The sequence below is a fragment of the Synechococcus sp. L2F genome (assembly GCF_024345695.1).
Lineage (GTDB): Bacteria > Cyanobacteriota > Cyanobacteriia > PCC-6307 > Cyanobiaceae > MW101C3.
The window spans coordinates 67,956-92,537 of record NZ_JAGQBP010000005.1 but is presented as its reverse complement, the minus strand read 5'-3'; the positions used below and the strand labels follow the sequence as shown (position 1 = coordinate 92,537).

Annotated in this window: 16 protein-coding genes and 1 tRNA gene; 11 read left to right on the top strand and 6 right to left on the bottom strand. The window is 68.9% G+C overall.

What is annotated here, in order from left to right; translation table 11 throughout:
* The first annotated feature begins 267 nt into the window (after nt 1-267).
* The 5 genes from KBZ19_RS12880 to KBZ19_RS12860 all read left to right on the top strand — a co-directional run bounded on the left by KBZ19_RS12880 (nt 268) and on the right by KBZ19_RS12860 (nt 9,783).
* The gene (locus tag KBZ19_RS12880) at nt 268-3,774 is read left to right on the top strand and encodes a diguanylate cyclase domain-containing protein (RefSeq protein WP_255101217.1); all 3,507 of its coding nucleotides are present in this window, start codon (nt 268-270) and stop codon (nt 3,772-3,774) included.
* A 463-nt stretch (nt 3,775-4,237) separates the two neighbouring features.
* Complete coding sequence (locus KBZ19_RS12875; RefSeq protein ID WP_255101216.1) at nt 4,238-4,942, top strand: DUF4336 domain-containing protein; 705 nt, start codon at nt 4,238-4,240, stop codon at nt 4,940-4,942.
* A gap of 161 nt (nt 4,943-5,103) precedes the next feature.
* Entirely contained in the window at nt 5,104-5,424 is a 321-nt protein-coding gene (locus tag KBZ19_RS12870) for a helix-turn-helix transcriptional regulator (RefSeq protein WP_094513310.1), read from the top strand.
* A gap of 210 nt (nt 5,425-5,634) precedes the next feature.
* Nucleotides 5,635-6,729, top strand: coding sequence for an ACR3 family arsenite efflux transporter (gene arsB, locus KBZ19_RS12865; RefSeq protein ID WP_315856361.1), 1,095 nt, complete (start codon nt 5,635-5,637; stop codon nt 6,727-6,729).
* 171 nt (nt 6,730-6,900) lie between these two features.
* Nucleotides 6,901-9,783 (top strand): cation-transporting P-type ATPase, encoded by a 2,883-nt coding sequence (locus tag KBZ19_RS12860; RefSeq protein ID WP_255101215.1) that lies wholly within the window; start codon nt 6,901-6,903, stop codon nt 9,781-9,783.
* Here KBZ19_RS12860 and KBZ19_RS12855 read toward each other — a convergent pair.
* The 3 genes from KBZ19_RS12855 to KBZ19_RS12845 all read right to left on the bottom strand — a co-directional run bounded on the left by KBZ19_RS12855 (nt 9,695) and on the right by KBZ19_RS12845 (nt 14,327).
* Nucleotides 9,695-10,114, bottom strand: coding sequence for a heavy metal-responsive transcriptional regulator (locus KBZ19_RS12855; protein WP_233133043.1), 420 nt, complete (start codon nt 10,112-10,114; stop codon nt 9,695-9,697). The two genes, KBZ19_RS12860 and KBZ19_RS12855, sit on opposite strands and share 89 nt — an antisense overlap.
* A 68-nt stretch (nt 10,115-10,182) precedes the next feature.
* Nucleotides 10,183-13,266, bottom strand: coding sequence for an isoleucine--tRNA ligase (ileS, locus tag KBZ19_RS12850; protein ID WP_255101214.1), 3,084 nt, complete (start codon nt 13,264-13,266; stop codon nt 10,183-10,185).
* Nucleotides 13,267-13,322: 56 nt separating this feature from the next.
* Nucleotides 13,323-14,327, bottom strand: coding sequence for a Ycf66 family protein (locus KBZ19_RS12845; protein ID WP_255101213.1), 1,005 nt, complete (start codon nt 14,325-14,327; stop codon nt 13,323-13,325).
* Nucleotides 14,328-14,381: 54 nt separating this feature from the next.
* Between KBZ19_RS12845 and KBZ19_RS12840 the strand changes: the two genes are divergently transcribed.
* Nucleotides 14,382-14,463 (top strand) — tRNA-Leu (locus KBZ19_RS12840).
* Nucleotides 14,464-14,499: 36 nt separating this feature from the next.
* A complete protein-coding gene (locus KBZ19_RS12835) occupies nt 14,500-16,329 on the top strand; it encodes a mechanosensitive ion channel family protein (protein ID WP_255101212.1) in 1,830 nt (609 codons plus the stop codon).
* Between the two features lie 89 nt (nt 16,330-16,418).
* On the opposite strand, the gene grrA is transcribed toward KBZ19_RS12835, so the two are convergent.
* Together grrA and grrP are read right to left on the bottom strand one after the other, a co-directional pair.
* The gene (grrA, locus tag KBZ19_RS12830; RefSeq protein ID WP_255101211.1) at nt 16,419-16,820 is read right to left on the bottom strand and encodes a GrrA/OscA1 family cyclophane-containing rSAM-modified RiPP; all 402 of its coding nucleotides are present in this window, start codon (nt 16,818-16,820) and stop codon (nt 16,419-16,421) included.
* Nucleotides 16,817-17,698, bottom strand: a complete 882-nt coding sequence (gene grrP / locus KBZ19_RS12825) for an extracellular substrate binding-like orphan protein GrrP (RefSeq protein ID WP_255101210.1) — start codon at nt 17,696-17,698, stop codon at nt 16,817-16,819. Before grrP ends, grrA begins: the two co-directional genes overlap by 4 nt.
* Nucleotides 17,699-17,911: 213 nt before the next feature.
* Between grrP and selD the strand changes: the two genes are divergently transcribed.
* Entirely contained in the window at nt 17,912-20,011 is a 2,100-nt protein-coding gene (selD, locus tag KBZ19_RS12820) for a selenide, water dikinase SelD (RefSeq protein ID WP_255101209.1), read from the top strand.
* Here the strand turns inward: selD and mnmH are convergent.
* On the bottom strand, nt 20,008-21,024 hold the full coding sequence (gene mnmH, locus KBZ19_RS12815) for a tRNA 2-selenouridine(34) synthase MnmH (RefSeq protein ID WP_255101208.1): 1,017 nt from the start codon (nt 21,022-21,024) through the stop codon (nt 20,008-20,010). The genes selD and mnmH overlap by 4 nt on opposite strands.
* Nucleotides 21,025-21,285: 261 nt before the next feature.
* Between mnmH and KBZ19_RS12810 the strand changes: the two genes are divergently transcribed.
* The 3 genes from KBZ19_RS12810 to KBZ19_RS12800 are packed head-to-tail and all read left to right on the top strand — an operon-like array spanning nt 21,286 to nt 24,525.
* Nucleotides 21,286-22,227: a putative selenate ABC transporter substrate-binding protein gene (locus KBZ19_RS12810; RefSeq protein WP_255101207.1), complete on the top strand. Its 942-nt coding sequence runs from the start codon at nt 21,286-21,288 to the stop codon at nt 22,225-22,227.
* A gap of 10 nt (nt 22,228-22,237) precedes the next feature.
* Complete coding sequence (locus KBZ19_RS12805; RefSeq protein WP_094513337.1) at nt 22,238-22,987, top strand: phosphonate ABC transporter ATP-binding protein; 750 nt, start codon at nt 22,238-22,240, stop codon at nt 22,985-22,987.
* A complete protein-coding gene (locus KBZ19_RS12800) occupies nt 22,984-24,525 on the top strand; it encodes a phosphonate ABC transporter (RefSeq protein ID WP_255101313.1) in 1,542 nt (513 codons plus the stop codon). Before KBZ19_RS12805 ends, KBZ19_RS12800 begins: the two co-directional genes overlap by 4 nt.
* Nucleotides 24,526-24,582 lie beyond the last annotated feature (57 nt).

Genomic DNA, 24,582 nt, shown 5'->3' with positions numbered 1-24,582 from the left:
TCGCAAGCAGATCGACGTTAAATCAAGTTTGGTTGATGGATGCGTGTTGTGGGACACGCCGGGTGCCGTTGTGCCTGTCCGGCACTCCAGCGCCCCAGCTCCAGGCGGCGCGTTGGTGGAGGCCGCAGGCCCTGATGGGGGCCTGAAGCTGCCGAGAGAGCGGCCCGGGCGGGGTCCCAATGACGCACGTCATTCGGTGGTCAGGCTGGAGCTTCGGTGTGATTGGATATGCCTTAATGGGCATCACTCAGGATGAGGGATAGTGGCATGGCGAGTGGGCTCTCGGAAGCAGCCCGCAGCCGGATTGCCGACTTCTGCCTGATCGCCGACCTCACAGGCACTGATCTGCTTGTGCTCGCGTTGAGCAGCGGCCGCTTTGTGGCCTGCAATGACTCCGCACACACCCGGCTGGGCTACAGCAGAGCCGAACTGCTCACTCTCACCCCGGCCGCCATCCAGGCGGACCCTGACCACGATGTCGCCTGGGTGGCGGCCCGGCTCCAGGAACTGGTGGCCGCTGGTGGGGGGAGTTTTCAGACCCGTCACCGCTGCAAGAACCACACGATCCTGGATGTGGAGGTGAGCCACCGGGTGTTGACGCTCCAGGGGGAGCAGCTGGTGCTGAGCTCCGTGCGCGACCTCACTGAGGCGCATCTGCGCGACACCAGCGTGGCCAGCGCCTGCAAACTGCTGAGTGACGGGGAGGCGTTCAGCGGCATCGGCTCCTGGGAGCTGCGTTTTGCCGATGGCACCCTGCGCGGGTCGCCACAGATGCGGCGCTTGTGCCGGTGGGCGGACCACGAAACGGCCACCACGATCCTGGCCTATGGCGCCCTGGTGCATCCCTCCGACCGCAACCGCTGGCACAAGGAGTTGCAGCGGGCGGTCAATCTGGGCGAAGCGTTGTGCAGCCGCCACCGCCTGGCCTTTGCCGATGGCAGCGAAAGGCTGATGCAGGTGGATGCACAGATCACTTACGACACCAGCGGGGAGCCCCTGCGCGCTCTGGGCACCCTGCGTGACCTGAGCCGGGAGCAGAGCCTGCTGCAGCGCCAGATCGGGGAGCGTACCCACGATCCGGTCACCGGCCTTCCCAACAAGCTGGCCGCACTTGAGGAGCTCAACCGGCGCCTGCAGGGCCGCGGCTACAACAACTCCATGGCCGTGCTCAGCCTGGACATCGACGGCTTTCAGGACATCAACGACCAGTTCGGCTCCGAGGTGGGCGATCAGGTGCTGCAGGAAGTGGCCCGGCGACTTGAGGAGCTGATGGGATCGGAGGCCTGGCTGGCGCGCCTCAGCAGCGACGACTTCCTCCTCGTGCTGGAGGATTCGATCCATTCTCTCGGTGATGGCCTGATGGCCTGCCGTCACCTTCAGCAGCGCTGGGGCCGGCAGAACCAGCTGCTGGCTGATCTGCCCTTGCTGCCCAGCCTCTGCATCGGCCTCGCTTCCTATCCCGAGCACGCCCAGACCGGGCAGACGCTCATCCAATGCGCCAACACGGCGCTGTCGAAGGCCAAGAGCCTGGGTCGCAGCCAGGTGTGCGCCTACTCCAGCACGATCAGCCGCCAGATCCAGGAGCGCATCCACCTGAGCGGTGAGCTGGGCCAGGCCATTGACCGGCAGCAGTTCCGGCTGGTGGTGCAACCGCAGGTGCACTGCTCCCGCGCCCTGGTCGGCGCTGAAATGCTGCTGCGTTGGACCAACAGCCAGGGGATTCCTGTGGCGCCCAGCCATTTCATCCCTCTGGCTGAACAGAGTGGCCTGATCCTGCAGCTGGGCAGCTGGGTGTTTCAGCAGACCCTGCAGCACCGGGTGCGCTGGCGTGCAGCGGGCCTGCCGGTGCCCCGGCTGGCGCTCAATGTTTCGCCCCGGGAGCTGGAGTTGCCTGGCCGGCAGTACATCAGCTCGCTGATGGATGGGCTGATGGAGCACAACCTCAGCCCGGCGCAGCTGGAGCTGGAGATCACCGAGTCGGCCCTGCTGCAGGATCCGCTTGCCTGCCGCGAACACCTGCGGGTGTTGGCCGATCAGGGCTTTCGCATCACCATCGATGACTTCGGCACGGGCTATGCCTCGCTGGAGCTGCTGCGCGACCTGCCGGCACACCGCCTCAAGATCGACCGCACCTTCGTGAGGAGCCTCACCGCCTCAGCCGGTGATCGCACGATTGTGCAGGCCGCCATCACCCTGGCGCAAGGCCTGGGGATGGAGTGCATTGCTGAGGGGGTCGAGACAGAGGAGCAACGCCAGATCCTCGAGGACTTCGGCTGCAACCTTTACCAGGGCTACCTCTGCGGACGCCCTCTGGAGCTGGACGCCTTTGAAACCCTGCTCCGTGATCGCCTCGCCAACCCAAAGAGCGGAGATGACACCGGCCGTTGGCAGAGTCAGGTGAGCCTGCAGCCCAACCGGCAGGGAAACAGCACATCCGTGCCCAGCACGTTTGAACAACTGGAACTGCTGCGTTCCGCCTTCGATCTGGCCGACGACTACTTCATGCTGCTGCAGGTGATCCAGGGGGACGAGGATTCGATCACCGACTTTCTGATCCTGGAGGCGAATCAATCGGCCTGCGCCACGATGCAGCAGGAACGGGAGGCCATCGTGGGCAAGACCCTACTGACCATCTTTCCGCAGATGGAGCAGAACGGCCTTCTGGAGATCCACATCGATGCCGCCTCGCGCAGCACCCCTACGTTCATCAACGATTTCGTCTACAAGGATGACACCCTCATCCAGGCCCACCGCTGCTACGACATACAGATCCTGCCCACACGCGGCTTTCTTGTGGTGAGCTGGCGCGACGTGACGGATCGCCTCAGGGCCGCACGCACCCTGGCGAATTCTGCAGCCCTCTATCGCTTGCTCACCGACAACATCGTGGAGGTGGTGATGCTGCTCAATCAGCAGGAGGAGGTGGTGTGGGTGTCTCCTTCCCTGGAGCCGATGACGGGCTGGCGAGAAGACCAATGGAAGGGAAAGACCTTCTGCGAGCTGTTTGTGTCAGCCGAGGGTCGGCCAGAGCCCCTGCAGCTCGATGCCTGGCTAACGCCCCATGGCCCGATTCACCAGGGACGCCTGCGGCTGGCGGATCCCAAGGGAGGCTGGAGCTGGGTGGATCTGAGTGTGAGGCGCCTGCAGGAGGAGGGGCGGCGCAGCGGTGATTCCAGCGCCGCTCCCGCGGGATCGCCGGCTGCGCTGAATCTGCACGAGGGCTATGTGATCACCCTGCAGCCTGTGGATCAGAAGGTGATCGAAGAACAACGACTGCTGCAACGGGCCAACCACGATCCCCTCACCGGCCTTGACAGCCGCGACGCCATCCTCAGCCTGCTGGAGCAACGCCTGCTGGATGACAAGACCCTCAGGGCCCAGCCGCTGGCCCTGCTGTTCTGTGACTGTGATGGGTTCAAGGACATCAACGACAGCTACGGCCATGCCTGCGGCGATGTGGTGCTGCAGAGCGTGGCGCGGCGTATCCAGCAGGTGATCCGCCACCGTGACCATGCTGGCCGCATCGGTGGCGATGAGTTTCTGGTGATCCTTGATGGGATTCGGGCGTTGGAGCATGCGATCGCGGTGGCAGAGAAGCTGCAAGTGGCGATTTCCAGGCCGGTCCCCTGGGGGGATCACAGCATCACCCCCTCGTTCTCCATCGGCGTGGCCCTGCACGGCGCCGGAGAGGATGCGGCCCTGTTCCTCAGGCGCGCCGACCGCAACATGTACGCCGCCAAAGCAGGCGGCCGCCACAGGGTGGTGGCCCTCTGAGCCTGGTGCCAGCGCATCATGGCCATCAGGCAGGGCTCTTCGCTGCGGCGGACGCCATCGATGCAGTGGGTGCCCGCCGGCCCGGCAGTGAATGGTAGCGGCGAGGTGTGAGCCGCAGCCTGCTGAATCGAAGGCCTGGATTGAGTGTTGAGGGGAAAGAGAGGTGCCGAGAAGGGAGAGGAGTGCTGAGAAGCGACGAAGACTGCTGCGTAGCGCGAAGATTGCTGCGTAGAACGAGGATTGGAGTTCTGATTGGTGTGGCTGAGCCGTGAGTACCCCGTTGTGGGTTGTGTGTCTTTGTTCTGCGCTTGAGTGTAACGTTGAGTGGCGCAGTGCTCAGTTTGCGCTGCGGAGTGAATGGTTTGCGTGCTGAAAGACCCAGGCGGAGCCCTTCTGAAGCTGGCTCCCCACCATCCGCTGCGCCCGATCATCCTTATTCTGCAGCATCTTTACTCACCCCTCCATGCTTCGCCTCGTGGCTACGGATCTATGGGTGGCAGAACAGGCGCAGACGTATTTCGGCCTGAGCATCGGCGCCAGGATGACGGTGATTCGCCTGCAGGACACCGGCAACCTGCTCGTTCTTTCTCCGATCGAGCCCACGGCGGAGCTTGTGGACGCACTGACCACACTTGGCCGCATCGGCCATATCGTGGCGCCGAATTCCTTCCACCATCTGTATGCCAATGCGTTCAAGCTCTGCTTTCCGCGGGCCAGGTTCTGGGGGTCTGCCGCGCTCAAGGCCAAGTGCCCTGACCTGATGATCGATCAGCTGCTGACTGCTGAAGCGCCCTCCCCCTGGCCGGATCTGCTTCTGTGCCAGCTGCAGGGCCTGAACACGATGGCCCCCCTCGGTCCTGTGCCTCTGGATGAAATTGCCTTGTGCCACGTTCCCAGCCAGACCCTTCTCCTCACCGACAGCGCGTTCAATTTCGACGCCTCTTTCCCCTGGCTCACGCGTTTCACGACCCGCATCGCCGGCGGTTTCAATCGCCTGGAGCCCACAATCCTCGAACGCCTCGCCTCATCGGATCGGCGCAGGGTGCGTGCCTCGATCGATGCGGTGTTGGCGTGGGACTTTGATCGCGTGATCGTTGCCCATGGCGCCATCGTTGAAACCGGCGGCAAGCCCATGCTGGCAGCGGCGTATGCGGGGTTTCGGAGCTGATCGCTGGTTCTCACCATTGGTTTGCCTTCTGTGGTGGCCGGCTCAATGGCGCTGGAGACGACGATGCGACCGTGCTGCTGGGGTGTTGCCTGCGAACAGCGCCGGTGCACTGGGCCACAAATGCATCAACTAGAATTGATCAACTATGCAGGAATGGTCCCGTGAGCGTCGCCACCACGGGCCTGCCGACGGAGCAGGCGCGCCAACTGCTCAAAGCCCTCGCTGATCCGCTGCGTCTGCAGGTGATCGAGGCCCTCGGCCATGGCGAGCGTTGCGTCTGCGATCTCACCACGGATCTGGGCCTGGCGCAATCGAAGCTGTCGTTTCACCTCAAGGTGCTCAAGGAGGCCGGGTTGCTCGCCGATCGCCAGGAGGGTCGCTGGATCTACTACCGCCTGCGCAGCGAAGCCCTCGTGGCGCTCCAGCACTGGTTGGCGGACCTGTCTGCAGACTGCGCCGCCCCCGCTTCCCCCTGCTGCTGATCCCTGGGCATCTTCGAGCGATGGCTGAGTGTGTGGGTGGCGTGCATCAACCTTGTGCCATCGGCGCTGAGCGATCGGTGAGCCGTCGCGCCAGGACCTGATCCACTGCTGAAGTCGTCCGCTCTCTGCTCGTCCAGGCCTTGATGGCGTGAGCGTCCTTTGGCCGTTCAGCTCGCCAGCTCCCTTGTCCTTCCCATCGCCCTTTCTTGCATGGCCCCGGAATCCAACGACCATGGCAGACGGGCTGCCGATGACAAGGCCGTCTTGGCCCAGCTGTCGTTGCTCGACCGCTTCCTTCCGCTCTGGATCCTGCTGGCGATGGGCGGCGGCCTGCTGCTGGGCCGCTTCTTTCCTGCCATCCAGGGTTGGCTCGATGCCGTGAGGATCGGCAACACCTCCCTGCCTATTGCTCTGGGGCTGCTGCTGATGATGTACCCGGTGCTGGCGAAGGTGCACTACGAGGAGTTGGGCAGGGCGGCGCGGGATCGCCGCCTGCTGAGGCTCTCCTTGGTGTTGGTCTGGGGTCTGGGGCCGGCACTGATGTTCGTGCTCGCCTGGCTGTTCTTGCCGAACCAGCCGGAGTTCCGCACGGGGCTGATCCTGATCGGCCTGGCCCCCTGCATCGCCATGGTCTTGATCTGGATCGATCTGGCCAGGGGCGACCGGGAGGCGGCTGCCCTGCTGGTGGCGATCAATTCGATCGTGCAGGTTCTGGCCTATGCCTTGCTTGGTGGCTTTTACCTGAAGATCCTGCCCGGCTGGTTGGGCCTGGCCACTCAGGACGTGGCGTTTCAGATGGCGGAGATTGCCAAGGCGGTGCTGGTGTTTTTGGGGCTGCCGCTGGCGGCGGGCTACCTCAGCCGTCGCATCGGCCTCCGGCTCAAGGGACCGCGCTGGTATGAGCAGCGGTTCATCCCGTTCATCAGCCCCTTCGCGCTTTACGGCCTGCTGTTCACGATCGTGGTGATGTTCGCCCTGCAGGGCCAGGCGATCACCTCCGACCCGCTCGCAGTGGCCGGCGTGGCCGTGCCTTTGCTGCTCTACTTCGCGATCATGTGGAGTGTGGCCTTTGCAATGGGCCGGCACAGCGGGCTCAGCTATCCGAAAACGGCAACCCTTGCGTTCACCGCCGCCGGCAATAACTTCGAGCTGGCCATCGCCGTGAGCATCAGCGTGTGGGGGGTCAGCTCCCGTCAGGCCTTGGCCGGTGTGATCGGTCCGCTGATCGAGGTACCGGTGCTGGTGGCACTTGTGTATGTGTCGTTGTGGTTAAGGCGCCGTTTCGAGGTTCGGGCCATGGACTGAATGGCGGCGCCACAGCCATGCCCAGATCTGAGGCGGCGTGTTGAAAGGTTGGGGTTGCGGTGGCGACTGCCATCTCCGACGTTTGCGAGCGGCAGTAACGGCTGATGGCGGACTGACACTTCATTCAATTCGCCAGGGTCATCCTGAAAGCATCACAGCCTGTTGGCGCCGGTGCTGCTTTCTGCTTCACAGCCGATCTGGTCCCTGCCGCTGGAGAAGGTGTACCCGGGGTTGCGCACCACCCCAGAAGGTCTCAGCCAGCCGGAGGCGCAGCAGCGGCTGGAGCGTTACGGCGCCAACAGGTTGCCGCCCCTGAAGCGCCGGTCCCTGGCCCTGCGCTTGCTCGACCAGATGGTCCACTTCATGGCCCTGCTGCTCTGGATCGCCGGGGTGCTGGCCTTCGTGGCGGGTACGCCGCAGCTGGGTTGGGCGATCTGGGCGGTGGTACTGATCAACGGCCTCTTTTCCTTCTGGCAGGAGTTCCAGGCCGAGCGCACCCTGGCCGCCCTCACCCGTGCCCTGCCCCGCCAGGTGCAGCTGTGGCGTGACGGCATGCTGGGTTTCCGCTCCGTCGAGGAGCTGGTGGCCGGCGACCGGCTGCTGCTGGAGGAAGGGGACCGGGTGCCGGCCGATTGCCGGATCAGTGTGAGCCATGAGCTTCGCGTCGATCTTTCGGTGCTGACCGGCGAATCGGCGCCCGTGGCCCGCCAGGCCATGGACCTGCCGGCTCACCAGGCCGAGCTGGGCCTGCCCACCGGCGAGCGGCCCAACCTGTTGCTGGCGGGCAGCACGATCGCCTCCGGCCGGGGCGAGGCGTTCGTGTACGCCACCGGCTCTGAAACCGAGTTCGGCCAGGTGGCCCATCTCACGGCCGGCACGCCGCGCAGCGTCAGCACCCTCGAGCAGCAGGTGGCCCGCATCGTGCACACGATCAGCACGATCGCGCTCACGATGGGCCTGCTCGCCTTCTCCTTGAGCCTGGTGTTCGTGGGCATGACGCCCCTCGAAAGCCTGGTCTTCGCGATCGGCATCATCGTGGCCAACGTGCCCGAGGGTCTGCTGCCCACCGTCACCCTGGCGCTGGCGTTGAACGTGCAGCGGATGGGCCGGCGCAAGGCGCTGGTGCGTCGCCTCTCAGCGGTGGAAACGCTCGGTTCCGTCAGTGTGATCTGCAGCGACAAGACCGGCACCCTCACCTGCAACCGCATGGCGGTGGAGGAAACCTGGCTGCCGGTTCCCGGCGAGGAGCTGCATCAGCTGCTGCTGCAAGGGGCCGCCCTCTGCAGCAACGCTCGCCTGGATGCCAGCGGTGCCGTGGGAGATCCCACCGAGACGGCGCTGCTGCAGGCGGCGCAGGCCGCGGGCCTCGATCCGGCGGAGCTGCAGCGCCTTCACCCCCGCCAGCGCGAGATCCCCTTTGATTCGCACCGGCGGCGCATGACGGTGCTGGTGAGCTGGCCTGACCCACCCCTGGCCATCGCCACTGGCGACAGCCTGGTGATCACCAAGGGAGCGCCGCTGGAGGTGCTGGAGCGCTGCGACGCCTGGCTCACCCCTGCCGGCAGCGAACCGCTCGATGCGCGTCGGCGCCTCAGTGTGGTGGCCGCCAACGACGACCTGGCCGCCAGGGGCTTTCGGGTGATCGGCGTTGCCCTGCGGGCCGCCGGGGCGGAAGAACTGCAGGCGACGCCAGGAGACCTGCTGGAAACGGGCCAGACGCTGCTCGGCCTGCTGGGCCTGTACGACCCGCCCCGCCCCGAAGTGCCCGATGCCATCCGCCGCTGCCGCGACGCCGGCATTCGGGTGACCATGGTGACCGGTGACTACGGACTCACAGCCCAGGCGATCGCGCTCCAGATCGGTCTGCTGGAGCCGCCCGCCCCCAATGGTCGCGGAGTCAACAGCCACCGGGGCAATGGTCAGCACCGGCTGTCCGGCGCCGACCCGGTACGGGTGATCGAGGGCTCCACCCTGGCCCAGATCAGCGACGTGCATCTGCGCCAGCTGCTCAAGTACCGCCACCGACTGGTGTTCGCCCGCATGGCCCCGGAGCAGAAGCTGCGGCTCGTGCAGGCCTACCAGGCCCTGGGTGAGGTGGTGGCCGTCACCGGCGATGGCGTCAACGACGCCCCGGCCCTGCGTGCCGCTGATGTGGGCCTGGCCATGGGCATTACCGGCACCGATGTGGCCCGCGAGGCGGCCGACATCGTGCTGCTCGATGACAACTTCGCCACGATCGTGGAGGCGGTCCGCTTCGGCCGCTCGGTGGTGGCGAACATCGGCAAGTTCATCACTTACATCCTGGCCTCGAACGTGCCCGAGGTCGCGCCGTTCCTGGCAATGGTGGTGCTGCGGATCCCGGCGGCCTTCACCGTGCTGCAGATCCTGGCGGTGGATCTCGGCACTGACCTGCTGCCGGCCCTGGGGTTGGGCTCCGAGACCCCCGAGGCGGGGGTGATGCGCCAGCCGCCCCGCCCCCGGGACCTGCCCCTGCTCAACCGGCCCCTGATGGTGCGGGCCTATCTGGTGCTGGGTCTGGTGGAAGGCCTGAGCGCGATGGCGGGGTACCTGCTGGTGTGGCGCAACAACGGCGTGGACCTGGCCGCCCTGCAGCAGCTGGCGCCAGACCTGCTCCATCACCGCGCCACCGTTGAGGTGCTGGCGATTCAGCACCAGGCCTCCACCGTGGCCTTCTCACTGATTGTGGCCGGCCAAATGGCCGCGCTGCTGGCCTGCCGCAGCGACCGGCGCCCCTTCTGGGACCTTCTGCCCATTCCCAATCCGTTGCTGTGGCTTGGCTTCTTCAGCGAGCCCGTGGTGGCGGGCCTCCTGGTGCTGGTGGCCCCGATCGCCGCTGTGTTTGAGCTGGCCCGCTTCCCGGTTGGCTACCTCGGCCCGATCGCCCTGGCTCCCGTGGCGGTGCTGCTCGCCGACACAGTGCACAAGTGGCTGATCCGCAGGCCGCTCAGATGTGCAGGTTCGGGCAGATTTCGCTGCCGTCGTCGACAGGATGGCGCTGCCAGCGGGCCAGCAGCTCCTTCAGCTCCGTCTTGAGGTGACGCAGATCACGGATCTGGTGATCGATCCGCTCGATCTGGTGCAGGAGCTGGGCCTGGATGCTGTCGCACGGCAGGGCGCCGGCGTCGTGGACGTTGAGGCAGGCCTGGATCTCCTCCAGCGTGAGCCCCAGGGTTTTCAGCCGCCGGATGAACTCCAGACGGCGCAGGCTGTGTTCATCGAACAGGCGATAGCCACCCTCGCTGCGGCCGATCGCCGGCAGCAGGCCCAGGTCTTCGTAATACCGCAGGGTTTTCACCGGCACGCCGCTGCGCGACGCCAATGCCCCGATTTTCATTCCCCCTTGCCCCACGGCGGGACGCGCCATCGATCCCACTCTCCATTCGGCCGGTGAAGCTAGCGGCTGGAGCCGCTGATTCCGCCATCTGTGAATGGTCAGTCAGCAAGGATCTGCCGGCAGCGCCCACAGATCCGACCGCTCACCCCTGGCGCCAGGGTGTGCTCCTCCACATCGGTGGTGTAGTGCCAGCAACGCTCGCACTTCTCGCCGTCGGCGTGGGCCAGCCGCAGCCTGAAACCACCACCGGTTTCGTTGCTGTCGTCGCTGGGGGTGTCGCCATGGTCTTCGGCCAGCACCACCGCCGGCGCCGCGCCCTCCAGCTGCACCGCCGACACCAGCAGCCAGTCGGCCAGGTTGTCGACCTCCGGGTGGGCGCTGCTCTCCAGCAGCTCCAGGGCCTCGGCCAGAGCGGCATCAACGCCGCTCAGCTGCACCTGTGCCTCCAGCGACGCACCCAGGGCACCGGCACTGCGGCAGCTTTCCAGCTGCCGGTTCACCCGGGCCCGCAGGGCCAGGATGCGCTCCATCGGCGCCAGCAGCTCCGGCGCGCTCCACGCGGCCGGGGCGGTGGGCCAGCCACGCTCGAACACCGAGGCTTCGGCCACGGGATAGGGCAGGTTCTGCCAGATGTCCTCCGCCATGTGGCACAGCACCGGGGCGATCAGCCCGGCCAGCCGCTCCACCACCAGCTGCAGCACCGTCTGGCAGCTGCGGCGGCGGAAGGACCCGGCTGCGCTCACGTACAGCCTGTCCTTGGCGATGTCGAAGTAGACGTTCGACAGGTCCACCACGCAGAAATTCTGCAGTGCCTGGAAGAAGCGATAGAAGGCGAAGTTGTCGAAATCGGTGCTCACCGCCTCAATCAGCGCAGCTGTGCGGTGCAGCATCCAGCGGTCGAGCAGGGGAAGCTCCGCCAACGGCACCGCGTCGCCTCCTTCAGCGCGGGGCCGTGGGTCGAAATCGTGCAGGTTGCCGAGCAGATAGCGGGCCGTGTTGCGCACCTTGCGGCTCACATCCGCCAGCTGCTTGACGATCCCCGGACCCAGTGGCACATCGGCGGAATAATCCACCGAACTCACCCACAGCCGCAGCACATCGGCGCCGTAGGCCGGCTCCTGCTTCTCATTCTTGCCGCCCTCCACCAGCACCGCCGGATCCACCACATTGCCCAGCGATTTGCTCATCTTGCGGCCTTTCTCATCGAGGGTGAACCCATGGGTGAGCACCCGCTTGTAGGGGGCACAGCCGTTCACGGCCACGGAGGTGAGCAGGCTGCTCTGGAACCAGCCGCGGTGCTGATCCGAGCCCTCCAGATACAGGTCGGCGGGGTAATTGAGGCGGGTGGCAGGCGGCTCCTGGGACCCCTTAGCGGCTGCGCTGGTTGAGGGCTGACCAGGGGTTTCGCTCGCTTGAGGGTCCTCAGTGGTGGTTTCGCCGGTCTGCAGGCCGCCCAGCACCGCCGCCCAGGAAGATCCGGAGTCGAACCAGACGTCCATGGTGTCGGTGCCCTTGCGCCACAGATACGCCTCGGCGGCATGGGCAGGGGGCAGCAACTCGGCTTCCTCCTTCTCCCACCACACATCCGAGCCGTGGGCGGCGATCAGTGCCTGGATGTGATCGAGGGTGGCCGCATCGAGCAGCACCTCGCCCGTTTCGCGGTGATAAAACACCGGGATCGGCACGCCCCAGGTGCGCTGGCGCGAGATGCACCAGTCGCCCCGTTCGCGCACCATCGCCTCGATGCGATTGCGGCCACTGGCCGGCAGCCAGTCGACGGCGGCGATGGCGTCTAGCGCCTCGGCACGAAAGCCCTCCACCGAGGCGAACCACTGCTCGGTGGCCCGGAAGATCGTCGGTTTCTTGGTGCGCCAGTCGTAGGGGTAGCGGTGCGCGTAGCTCTCCTGCTTGAGCAGGGCGCCGGCCCCCTCCAGGGCCGAGATGATCGCCGGGTTGGCGTCCTTCAGCACGTTCAGGCCGGCGAACGGGCCCGCCTCGGCGGTGAGCGTGCCGCCTTCGTCCACCGGGCAGAGCACGGGCAGGCCCGCCTTGCGGCCGGTGTTGAAGTCGTCGACGCCATGGCCCGGCGCCGTGTGCACCAGGCCCGTTCCCGCTTCGGTGGTGATGTAGTCGCCGCCGATCACCACGGGGCTGCTGCGCTCCATCAGGGGATGGCGGTACACGACCCCTTCCAGCTCGGCCCCCTTCAACGACAGCAGCGGCTCCAGCGGCAGCGCCAGGCTCTCGCGCAGGCTCTCCACCAATGCCGTGGCCACGATCAGGTGGCGGCCCGGCTCCACCCGGCACACCGCGTAATCGAGCGCCCCGTTCACTGACACCGCCAGGTTGGCGGGCAGGGTCCAGGGGGTGGTGGTCCAGATCGCCACAGCCAGGGCACCGGCAGCCGGTGTGGTGGCCGCCTCCGCGCTGGTGAGGCCGATGGCGGTGAGGCGTGCACCCAGCCCCGCCGGCAGCTCCACCACCGGAAACGCCACGTAGACGCTCGGGGAGGTGTGGCCGTCGGGGTATTCCAGCTCCGCCTCAGCCAGGGCGGTGCGGGAGCTGGGGCTCCAGTGCACCGGCTTGAGGCCCCGGTAGATGTGACCCGCCAGCACCATCTGGCCGAAGACACCGATCTGGGCGGCCTCGTAGTGCTTCTGCAGGGTGAGATAAGGCTGGTCCCAGTCGGCCCAGATGCCCCAGCGGCGGAAGCCCGCCTTCTGCCCCGCCACCTGCTCGAGCGCATAGGCGTGGGCGCGGCGGCGCAGCTCGATCGGCGTGAGCCCGCGACGCTCCTCGCTGCCCATGCCCTGCAGCACCTTGAGCTCGATCGGCAGCCCGTGGCAGTCCCAGCCGGGCACGAAGCGCGCCCGTCGCCCCTTCAGCAGGGCGTACTTGTTGATGATGTCCTTGAGGATCTTGTTGAGCGCATGCCCCACGTGCAGGGCGCCGTTGGCATACGGCGGCCCGTCGTGAAGGGTGAACACCGGCCCGGGGTTGCTGCTGCTGAGCCGCTCGTAGAGGCGCTGCTCGGCCCAGAACGCCTGCAGTTCTGGTTCACGCGTCCTGGCGTTGGCCCGCATCCCGAAGGGGGTCTGCAGCAGGTTGAGGGTGTCCTTGTAGGACACCGGCGGGGCGGTCACGGCGCCTGGGGCAGCAACCGGGATTATCGGCCCCGGCATTCCCCGGCGGCAGCGGTGTGGTTGCGTGGAGGTCGCTTCTGATCCTGCGAGCCGGCTCAGCGGGCGCTGGGTCCGGTCGGAGGATCGCCAGCCAGATTCGGGGGCCCGGGTTCGGCGATGGGCTCCGGCGTCCGCTCGTGGTCGGTGCGGGTTTCGGTGTCTGCAGCCGCCGTGGCGCTGAGGCTGAGGTCGCCGGCGGGGATGCCCTGAGCGTCTGACTGGTACGGGGCTGGGCTGGGGTGAGTGGTCTCTGGGTCGTGATCGGCTGAAGGTTCGTTGCCGGCAACTGGCTCTGCGGAAGCTGCGGGAGCACCCGCTGCAGGGCTCACCGGCCCAGGACTCTCCTGGGCAGCACTGGGCTCTTCAGCACTTGGCTCGGCAGTACTCACCGCTGTGGTGCCGGCCGGACCCGGCGCCGTTGCCGTCTCCGCGGTTTCCGTCCCCGACGGCGGGTCCTGATCGGCGGCGAGCGCTGCGCGCACGCGGGCGTCCACCTCTGCGAAGTCGCTCACCACCGCCAGCGGCGCTTCGGGGGCGTCAGCGGCCGGCGCTGGCGGAGCGGGAGCCGTGGGTGTCTCTGCGCCGGCAGGTTCGGGTCGCACCCAGCGCTTGGTGGTCTGGGATGGCTTGGCGGTGGTGGTCCTGCTGGAGAGGCTCGCGGAGACGGCGGCGCTGCGTTGCTTGAGCCAGCCGCCCAGCGCCATGGCCCGAGAGAACAGCAGCCCGCCGAGGGCGATCACGGTGGTGCCCAACTGGTTCAGGCTCGTCTGCCACCGCGCTGCAGACCAGAAGCCCTGGCGTTCCTCCTCGCTCAGCTGACGCCAGCGGCTCTGGCTCACCTCGGTGCTGAGCCGCCCGATCAGCAGCCCGCCGCAGAGCACCGCCAGCATCGGCGCGCCACTCAGCCGCTCGGCACTGGTGACCAGCACCAGGCCCAGCAGCAGCACCACCGCGCCCCAGAAGGCATCGCGCGGGCGGCTCAGCTCCGGCACCAGCAGCGGCAGGAGCAGCAGGGCGAGGCCGGCGAGCAGGGCCAGGGTTCCACCGAGGGTGGCAAGCATGGCCGTCGCAGCAGGGCGGCCCCATTCTGCGCCGCTGATTACAGTCGGTCCGCTGCCCACCTGGCGGAATTGGTAGACGCGCTGGTTTTAGGTACCAGTGGCTTCGGTCGTGGGGGTTCAAGTCCCCCGGTGGGCATGGCGCAGGCAACATGGACATGACAGGGAAGACGGATTGACGAAGCCGGCGCGCACGTGGCTGCTCGGGGCGCTGGCATTGGTGGTGGTGCTGCTGGCCATGGGGTCGCCGCTGCGGGCCACGCCGGCGGCCGTTCAGATCCCCTCACCGGCGCGCCCCACCTTCACGGCCTCACCGCCCTCCCTCGATCGCGCCACCTCGATGGTGGCGGCCGGCAGCTACGAGGTGGCGATCGTGCGCATCCTCGGCATTCCCACCCTGATGGTGGCGTCGCCGGTGGTGGGAAACGGCAACGGAACTGGCAACAGCAACGGCCATGGCAGTGACGCGGAGACCGGCCCCGATGCGGAGCGCCGCGCCCAGGTGATCGAGGGCAACCTCCGCTTGCTGTACAACCCCACCGCCCTCTGCACCAACAGTGAACGGCTGGCCGAGTGGAGCCTGCTGCGGGCTCTGGGGGCCAACGATCCCGCCTGTGAGGGCGGTCTGACCGATGGCGTGCGTGCCGCCTCCGACGACCTCACGGTGGAGGTGCGGCAGCTGCCCACCGGCGCCGTGATCCTCGAGGCCACGGTGCCGGAGCGGCCCCAGCCGCTGCCGCTGCTCACCGTGACCTTTGCCGACGCCACCATGAACGGCACCACCGCGCTGGAACTGGGCCGGCGTTGGCAGGAGCGGCTGCAGAGCCGCCTCCGCTACGCCCGCCAGGCGCTGCTGCCGCAGAGCCTGCGCCAGCGGTTGATGCTCTGCCTGCTGGCCATGGCCCTGGTGCTGCTGCTCACCGCTGTCACCTTCTGGCTGTGGCGCCGCAACCGCCTGGCCATCGCCACGCTCAAGGCGCAAGTGGCGGCCCCGGCGGCGTTCGCGCTGGCGGCTCCGGTGGCGTCAGCAGCCCCAGCGGCGGCAGCCACGCGCGGGCTGCGCCTGCAGCTGTTCGAGGCGCTGAGCGTCGTGCTGCTGGTGCTCGTGCTGCTGCAACTGATGACGGTGGTGGCGCTGGGCCTGATGGCCATTCCCGGCGGCGTGCCGTTGGCCCTGGAGGTGCTGCTGCAGCCAGCGCTGGTGGCGATCAAGGTGCTGGTGTTCGCGCTCACGGCGCTGCTGGGCCGCGCGCTGGTGTCGTTTCTGCTGGATCAGTGGGCCGCCAGTGGCCGGGTGCCCGCCGACCAGCTGGCCCGCCGCGACCAGCGCCATCACAGCCTCGAGCGCATCTTCCACCGGCTGGTGGATCTGGCCTGCATCGCCATCGCCGCCGGCTGGGTGGTGGTGGGCATCCCCGGCGTGCGCGAAACCTCTGCGTCGTTCCTGCTGGCCGGCGGCGCCGTGCTGGGCGGCCTGGCGATCGTGTTCCAGGGGCTGCTGCGGGATTTCGCCGCCGGCCTGGCGGTGCTGCTGGAGGATCGCTACGCCATTGGCGACTGGATCGAGATCGGCGACATCGAAGGCGATGTGGTGGATCTGAGCGTGCTGAGCACCCAGCTGCGCTGCCTCGATCAGCGGGTGGCTGTGATTCAGAACGGTGCCTTCGACCGGGTGGTGAACCACACCAAGATCCGCTCCGGCAAGTTGGTGGAGGTGCTGCTCTCCCATCGCATCGCCGACATCAACGCCGTGCTGGCGGTGATCGCCGAAGAACTCGACGCCCTCGGCCGCGATCCGCTCTGGGGGCCGCTGCTGCTGGCGGCCCCCTTCCTGCGCGGTGTCACCGGCACCGGCCCGCTCGGGATCACCGTGAGCATGCTGCTCACCACCCAGGCTGGTCAGCAGTGGGCCTGCAGCCGTGAGCTGCAGCGGCGCCTGCTCGACCGCCTCCAGCGGGAACGGATTCCCCTAGCTTCTCCCGCGCCTGTGTTGGCGTCGGACTGATTGGCCAGGACGCTGGGTTGGCCCCAATCGCGGCAGCGGCGGCCTTCGATCGTTCGGCAGTTGTGAAGGGCGATCCTTTGTTCAGGCGATCACCAGTTGCGGAAAGCCCCGCCCCCGCCCCCGTTGACGAAGCCGCCGCCATAGCGGGCATTGACGAAGCCGCCGCCGCCGTTAACGAAGCCGCCGCCGCCGCCGTAATAGGGGTGCCCATTGACGAAGCCTCCACGGTTGGCCGCGTTGGCAAAGCCGCCCCGTCCGCCATTGGCAAAGCCGGCTGCCAGCAGGGTGGGATCCTCCGTGCCGTGCCCATGGCTGACGAGGCCCGCGTCCAGGCCGCCATGGGCGCGGAAGGCGGTGGCGATGCGGCGCAGACGGTCCTCAACTGACGCCTCAGGATGGGAGGCAACGGGCGCGGCGGTGGCGACTGGCAGGGTGAGCGCCGCCAGCGCCAGCAGGAAACCCAGCACGCCGGCTCGGGAGTGAATGCTCATGGTTTTGCTTCCGGAGTGGTGTCAGCTGGGACGCGAATCTGCTCATTGGTGAGCAGCACCATCTGAAAATAATCTTTGATCACTTGCGGCGGCAATTCCAGTATTCCACTGGGGCCCAACCAGCGATTCACGCTCTCGGTGGCATCACGATTGCCGTTGATATAGCCCTGAAGCAACTTGGCTATCGCCAGGTTCATCAGGTTGCGGAAGGTGGAATTGTTCTCCGGAATGATGCACCCCACCGCATAGCGCTGCAGCCCCACCCCGGGCACCACTGCCAGACCCTTGGCGCCTGTTTTCGCCACGGCGCCTGCCAGCAGGATGGAATCGCCAGCCAGTGCCTCCACCCGGCCCGCCTGCAGCGCTGCAACGGCGGCATCGATCTCGGTGAGGGGCACCCGCACCGCCTTGGGCGCATAGCTCTTGATCGTGGCATCACCCAGCGAGCCGGCCAGCACACCGATCCGCTTGCCTTGCAACGAGGCGGCCGTGCCATCGAGCCCACCACTGCGGGTGAGCAGGCGGATTCCCGACAGGCTGAAGGGGATCGAATAGTCGACGAACATCTCCCGCTCCCAGGTGAACTGGACGCCGCAGGCCAGGTCGGTCTCGCCGGTGTGCACCTGTTTGAACAGGGTGTTCGCGTCGGGGGCGGCAGTGAACGCCAGCCGCACCGGACGGTTCAGGTAAGTGCTGGCTTCGGCGGCGATCCGCTCGGCCACATCAATCGACAGGCCCACCAGCTGGCCCTTGCCGTCCACGAAGGAGTAAGGCACCAGGTCGGTGCGGCCGCCCATGGTGATCACGCCGGTGCGCGCCGCCCGCTCCAGCACGGTTTCGGCGCGGGCGTTGACTGGCCACACCCAGGCGGCAAGCAACGCGGCTGTGCACCACGCCAGCGACGGCCAGCGACGGCAGGGTTGTGAATGGCCGCCTGGGCGGCGAGGCAGGCAGGACAATCCTGGATGGCGGTGTGATTTCACCGAATCTGGCCCCACTTGCCGAATCCTGCCACCCGTCAGGCGGCGGCAGGGGATTTGTTCACGGCCCGGGCGCGGCCACAATGGCGCCATCTGCGCCCGACGACGCCCGTGCCCGGGCTTTCTGCCCCGCCCCGGCTGCACCTGGTGCTGGCAGGAGGGGGCCACAGCCATGCACTGCTGCTGCGCCGCTGGGTGATGCGGCCTGCCCAGCGCCCGGCCGCTGCCCTGATCACACTGGTGAGCCGCGGCAGCACGGCGCTGTATTCCGGCCTGGTGCCCGCTGTGGTGGCGGGTCTGGTGCCCGCTGACGCCGCCGCCATCGATCTGCGCCGCCTCTGCCGGCTGGCCGGCGTCACCTTCGTGCAGGCGGAGATCACCGGGCTGGATCTGGCCGAGCGGGCGCTGCTGCTGGCTGGCCGGCCGGCACTGCGCTTTGCGCGGCTCAGCCTGGATGTGGGTGCCGTCACTGCGCCGTGCGCCGGCGCCATGGCGGTGAAGCCGCTCGAACCCTTCCTGGCTTGGGCCGACGGCTATGCAGCGGCGGAAGGCCCCGTGCTGCGCGGTGGTGGCGCTGCCGCGGTGGAGCTGGCGCTGGCCTTCCGCGCCCGTGGGTGGCGGCCCCGCCTGCTGCTGCGGGGCCAGGGGCTGCAGCTGGGGTCGGCGGCCGCCAACCGCGCCGGCGAGCGCCTGCTGGCGGCGGCGGTGATTCCGCTGGAGCGCCAGGCGCCGGAGCGGGCCGCGGCGGATCTGGCCTGCACCGGCAGCCTTGCGCCTGCCTGGCTGGCCGCTGCCGGCCTGCCGGTCGATCCCGGCAGCGGCCGTGTCCGCACGGCGGCCAGCCTGGAGGTGGTGGGCCACCCCGGCCTGTTCGCCTGCGGTGACTGCGGCCTGATCGACGGCCAGCCCCGCCCCCCGTCGGGGGTCTGGGCGGTGCGGGCCGCGCCGGTGCTGGCGGCCAACCTGAAACGCAGCATCGACAGCCCCGGCCGCCCCCTGCGGCCCTGGCGGCCCCAGCCGTTCGCCCTGCAACTGCTCGGCGATGGCGGCTGGCAACCAGCCGGTCCACGGGCCCTGGCCCTGTTCGGGCCGCTGGCGCTCGGTCCGCACCGCTGGTTGTGGCACTGGAAGCAGGCCATCGACCAGGCGTTCATGGACCGCTTCACCGCTCTGCAGCCGATGGGTGCCGCCCCTGCGGCGGAGCCCATGCCCTGCCGCGGCTGCGCCGCCAAGCTGCCCGCCGCTCCACTGCAGGCGGCCCTGGGGCGACTCGCTGCGGCTGCCGTCCCCGCCGATGACGCTGCCGTGGTGGCCCGGCTTGACGACGGCGCGCTGCTGCTGCAGAGCGTGGATGGCTTCCCGGCCCTGGTGGACGACCCCTGGCTCAACGCCCGCCTCACCACCCTGCATGCCTGCAGCGACCTCTGGGCCTGTGGGGCGCCGGTGGAGAGCGCCCAGGCGCTGGTGACCCTGCCGGCCGCGGCGGCCGCCGTGCAGGAAGAGCTGCTGGTGCAGACCCTGGCAGGGGTGTGCTCCGTGCTGGAGCCGCAGGGGGCCGTGCTGCTGGGCGGGCACACCCTGGAGGGCCGCGATGGTGCCGGGCTCAGCCTGGCGCTCACGGTCAACGGCCGGGTGGCGCCGGCGCAGTTCTGGCGCAAGGGCCCGCTCCAGCCGGGTGATGTGCTGCTGCTCAGCCGCCCGCTCGGCAGTGGCGTGCTGTTCGCGGCGGCGATGGCGGCGGCCGCGGATCCCGCCTGGATCGAGCAGGCGCTGGCGGTGCTGCAGCAGAGCCAGGCGCCGCTGCTGCCGCTGCTGGCGCGCCACGGCTGCCGGGCCTGCACCGATGTGACCGGCTTCGGGTTGCTTGGCCACCTCGGCGAGATGATCGCCGCCAGCCCGGCCGTGCGTGTCGCCCTCGACTGGGCCGCCGTGCCGGCGCTGCCCGGTGCCCTGGAGCTGCTGGCCGCCGGTGTGGCCAGCAGCCTGGCCCCCGCCAATGCCGCCGCCCTGGCGCTGCTGGACGGTGCGGTGCAGCTGGAAGGTCCTGGCCCGCACGGCCCTGAGCCCGCCCACAGGGCTCTGCTGATCGATCCCCAGACCTGCGGCCCGCTGCTGGCGGCGCTGCCAGCCAGCAGCGCCGCTGCCGCCCTTCAGGAGCTGCGGGCGGCCGGCTTCGGCGCTGCTGCCCTGATCGGCCGGGTGCTGGCTTAGATCAGGCCGTCCGCCAGCAGCCGGACGGCGGCCTGCTCCGCGCTCTGTTCCCCCAGCTCCACGCTGGCGACGCCACGACCGCTGAGGTCATGGTCGTAGCAGCGGTCGTAGTAGTCGAGCATCTGCCGGCAGGCTTCGGCCGCCTCCCCGTTGGCGATCGCCTCCAGGGCGACGGCTGTGCGCTGGGGGCCCAGCCGCTTGGCGATGCGACGGGTGGCCTCCGCCACCGCCTCCGGGTCGTGCTTGCCGTAGACCGCCACCAGATGGGACAGCCGCTGCTCCAGCGGCCGTTGCACCTCCAGCACCGGTGCTGCCTTCATCTGGCGCCAGAGGCCGGCTGGGATGCGGCAGCGGCCGACCATGGCGCTCTCCGCCTCCAGCCAGATCGCCGCCGCCCCCTCCAGCGCCTGCAAGGCCATGGCCAGCTGGTTCTCGTAGTGCTCGGTGCTGGGTTGCTGCGGCAGCCCCAGCCCGCCGAAGCTGCTGCCGCGGTGGTTGGCCAGGCCTTCGAGGTCCACCACGGCGACCCCGCGCTGCTGCAGGGCCAGCAGCAGCTCGGTCTTGCCGCAGCCGGTGCGGCCCCCCAGCAGGCGCAGCGGCCAGGGCCGCTCGAACAGCTCCAGCGCCCAGCGCCGGAAGCTCTTGTAGCCGCCGTGCAACAGGCGCACCGGCAGCTCCAGGCTCTCGGCCAGCAGGGCCACGTTGCCGGAGCGCATGCCCCCCCGCCAGCAGGTGAGCCGCAGCGGCGCCCCTTCGGCTTCGGCGCTGCAGGCGGCCAGATCCGCCGCGAGCCCCTTCAGGCGCGGGCCCACCACCGCCAGGCCATGCAGCACCGCCGCCTGGCGCCCCTGCTGCTTGTAGAGCGTGCCCACCTCCGCCCGTTCGGCATCGCTGAACAGCGGCAGGTTGACGGCGCCGGGAATGTGGCCCTGGGCGAATTCCGCCGGGGTGCGCACATCCAGCAGTGGCCCCGTCTCCTGCAGGAAGCGCTCGATCGGCTGGGGCACCACCATCGCCAACCCGGGGCACGACGTCGTGAGCGCCATAGTGGCTCCAGGGCCGCCCTGCTGCGGCGCACCTTGCTTGCACGGCACCCCGGGTTGCGCGACGTGTGGCTCCTCGGACACCTCCTCGTGCCTCCTCGCTCCGCTGTGCTGCGAGCTGCTTGTGCGTTTCCCAGCGCAGTTGCCCGTTCAGCCGCCTGCGTGCCGAGGCGCCGGCCTGGGCCTCACCCGCCTCCCGCTCTCATCCTTCCCCCCGATCCCCTCTCACCGATGACGTTCCGCATCCGTGCCACCGCTGCGCTGGTGGGCCTTTCCCTGGCGCTGCTGCCGGCCCTGGCCCCCGCCGGCGGCCCCCTGCCGTCGCTGCTGAGCGAGGCGAAGGCGCAGCAGAACACCAAGGTGCTGCGCATCGGTGCGATCCCCGACCAGAAGCCCGAGGTGCTCAACCGGCTCTACCCGCTGGTGGCGAATGAACTCAGCCGTCAGCTGGGTGTGAAGGTCACTTACGTGCCGGTGGTGGATTACGCCGCCGCCGTCACCGCTTTCCGCACCGGCGGCCTGGATCTGGTCTGGTTCGGCAGTCTCACCGGCGTGCAGGCGCGCCTGCAGAAGCCCGGCGCCCAGGTGGTCGCCCAGCGCGACATCGACGCGTCGTTCCAGAGCGTCTTCATCGCCAACACCAGCAGCGGCCTCAAGCCGATCTCCAACGTGAAGGGGCTGACGGAGCTGAAGGGCAAGCGTTTCACCTTTGGCTCGGAGAGTTCCACCTCCGGCCGCCTGATGCCCCAGTTCTACCTGAACCAGGCCGGGGTCAAGCTCAGCGATTTCGCCGGCGGTGTCCCCGGCTTCAGCAGCAGCCATGACGCCACCATCGCCCTGGTGCAGAGCGGCGCCTATCAGGCCGGCGCCCTCAGCGAAGAGGTGTGGCGCAGCAACCTCAGCGAGGGCAAGGTCAACCGCGCCAAGGTGCTCCAGATCTGGAAAACCCCCGGCTACCCCAACTACCACTGGCTCGCCCAGCCCGATCTCGACAAGCGCTTCGGCAAGGGCTTCAGCAACCGGGTGCGGTCGGCGATCCTCAGCTGGCGGACCACCGACCCCGAGCAGAAGCAGATCCTCGCCCTGTTCGGCGCCCAGCGGTTCATCCCTGCCAAGGCCGCGGATTACGCCCGTATCGAGCAGGTGGGCCGTCAGATCGGCAAGATCCGCTGAGGACGCACCGATGAACCCGGTGCTCGAACTGCGCGGCATCACGGTGCCGGGCCAACCGCGACCGCGGCTCGAGGGCATTGACCTCACCATCCGCCAGGGCGAGCGGGTGGCGTTGCTCGGGGCCAGCGGCGCCGGCAAGAGCACCCTGCTGGCGGTGGCCAATGGGCTGCTGCCAGCGCAGCACGGCGAGGTGCTGTGGGAGGGCCGGCCACCGGCCCGCTCACGGCGGGGCCGCCGCCTGCAGCAGGCCCGCATCGGCACCCTCTGGCAGGACCTGCGCCTGGTGGAAGAGCTCAGCGTCCAGCAGAACCTCAATGCCGCGCGGCTGGCGGTCTGGGGCTGGCCGAAGGCCCTGCTCAACCTGCTGCTGCCGCTCGAAACCGACGCCTGCCGCCAGGCGATGGCGACGATGGACCTGGAGCCGCACCTGCTGGAGCGGCCGGTGTCGGCTCTCTCCGGCGGCCAGCGCCAGCGGGTGGCCATGGCGCGGCTGCTGCGCCAGGACCCGGTGCTGCTGCTGGCCGATGAACCTCTGGCCAGCCTTGATCCCCGCCTGGCGGCGGAGCTGCTGGCCCTGCTGCTGCGTCAGGCGGTGCCGCCGCGTGCCCTGCTGCTCAGCCTGCACCGCCCCGATCTGCTGGAGGGCTTCGATCGGGCGATCGGTCTGCGGCAGGGCCGGCTGGTGTTCGATGGGCCGATTGCCGCGGTGCACCGGGCGCTGCTGACCGATCTCTACGAAGGCACGCCGCCGTGCAGCTGAGAGTTGCGCCGCCGCTGCTGGTGCTGCTGCCGGCCCTGGTGCTGCTGCCGCTGGGGCTGGTGCTGCCGGGCCTCAGCCACGGCGGCGGCTGGGAGCTGATCGGTCAGTTCGCCATGGCGGCGCTGACGCCGTCGCTGGATCCGGTGGTGCTGCGCTCGGTGGCCGGTGGGCTGCTGGTGACCGTGGCGATGGCGCTGCTGGGCTGGGCGGTGAGCCTGGTGCTCGGCCTGCTGCTGGGCGTGGCCAGCTCCCGCACCGTCTGGACCACCCTCAGCGGCAGTGCACTGCCCGCCACCGGCATCCGCCGCCTGCTGGCCGTTCCCCGCTCCATCCATGAACTGATCTGGGGGCTGCTGCTCCTGCAACTGCTGGGGCTGCAGCCGGCGGTGGCTGTGCTGGCGATCGTGATCCCCTATGCGGCGCTGGTGGCGCGGGTGCTGAGTGATCTGCTCGACGCGCTGCCCACCACCAACGTGGAGGCCCTGCGGGCCGGTGGGGCGCCGGCGCCGGCCGCGTTGCTCACGGCGCTCGGCCCCGCCCTGCTGCCGGGGGTGCTGAGCTACGGCGGCTACCGGCTGGAGTGCGCCCTGCGCAGCGCCACCCTGCTGGGGGTGTTCGGCCTTGGCGGCCTCGGCACCGAGCTGAAGCTCACCATGCAGTCGCTCGCTTTCCACGAGCTCTGGACCGGCCTGTGGCTGCTGCTCGCCGTGATGCTCAGCCTGGAGGCCGGCCTGGGCCATCTGCGGCGACGTTGGCTGATGCCCGTGCGCTTCGGTCTGCAGCAGCCGTCGGTGGGGCTGCGGGCGCGGGAGATGCTGCTGGTGCTGCTGGCCCTGCTGCCGCTCTCGCTGCTGCTGGGTCATGCCCTTGGCGTGCAGCCCCAGGCGCTGCTCAGCGTGCAGCCGTTGCCGCCGCTGCAGAGCGACTGGCCCAGTGTGCTGGCCCTGCCCTGGCCGGCGCTGGTGGGCGGCACCCTGGGGCTGACGCTGCTGGCGGCCTGCCTGGCGGTGGGTCTGGCGCCCCTGCTGCTGCTGCTGGCGGCCCCATCCCGCTGGCTGCGGGCGCCGCTGCGCCTGGTCTGGGCGCTGGGCCGCCTCTGGCCGCCGCCGCTCACGGCCCTGCTGCTGCTGCTGGTGCTGCAGCCCGGTGTCGTCACCGGTGCGCTGGCCCTCGGCTTTCACAACCTCGGTGTGCTCGGCCGCCTGCTGCTGGAGAGCGCCGCCGATGCCAGCCCGGCCACGGAGCAGGCGCTGGCCTGCGCCGGCAGCGGGCCGCGGCTGGCCCTGCTCTACGGCCGCCTCAGCGGCGTGGCCCGCCCCTACCTCGCCTATGCCGCCTACCGCACCGATGTGATGCTGCGGGAATCGGTGGTGGTGAGCCTGGTGGGCGCCACGGGCCTCGGCAGCCAGCTGCTGGAGAGCCTCAGTTCGTTCGCCTGGGACCAGCTGCTGGCGCTGGTGCTGGTCTATGCCCTGCTCACGCTGCTGGGGGAAGACCTCAGCGACCGCTGGCGGGCGAGGCTGCTGGCCAGCGGTTGAGCCGGGGACGGGCGGCGCGGCAGGGTGGGTGGCACCATCCGCAGCGCAGGCTGCCGC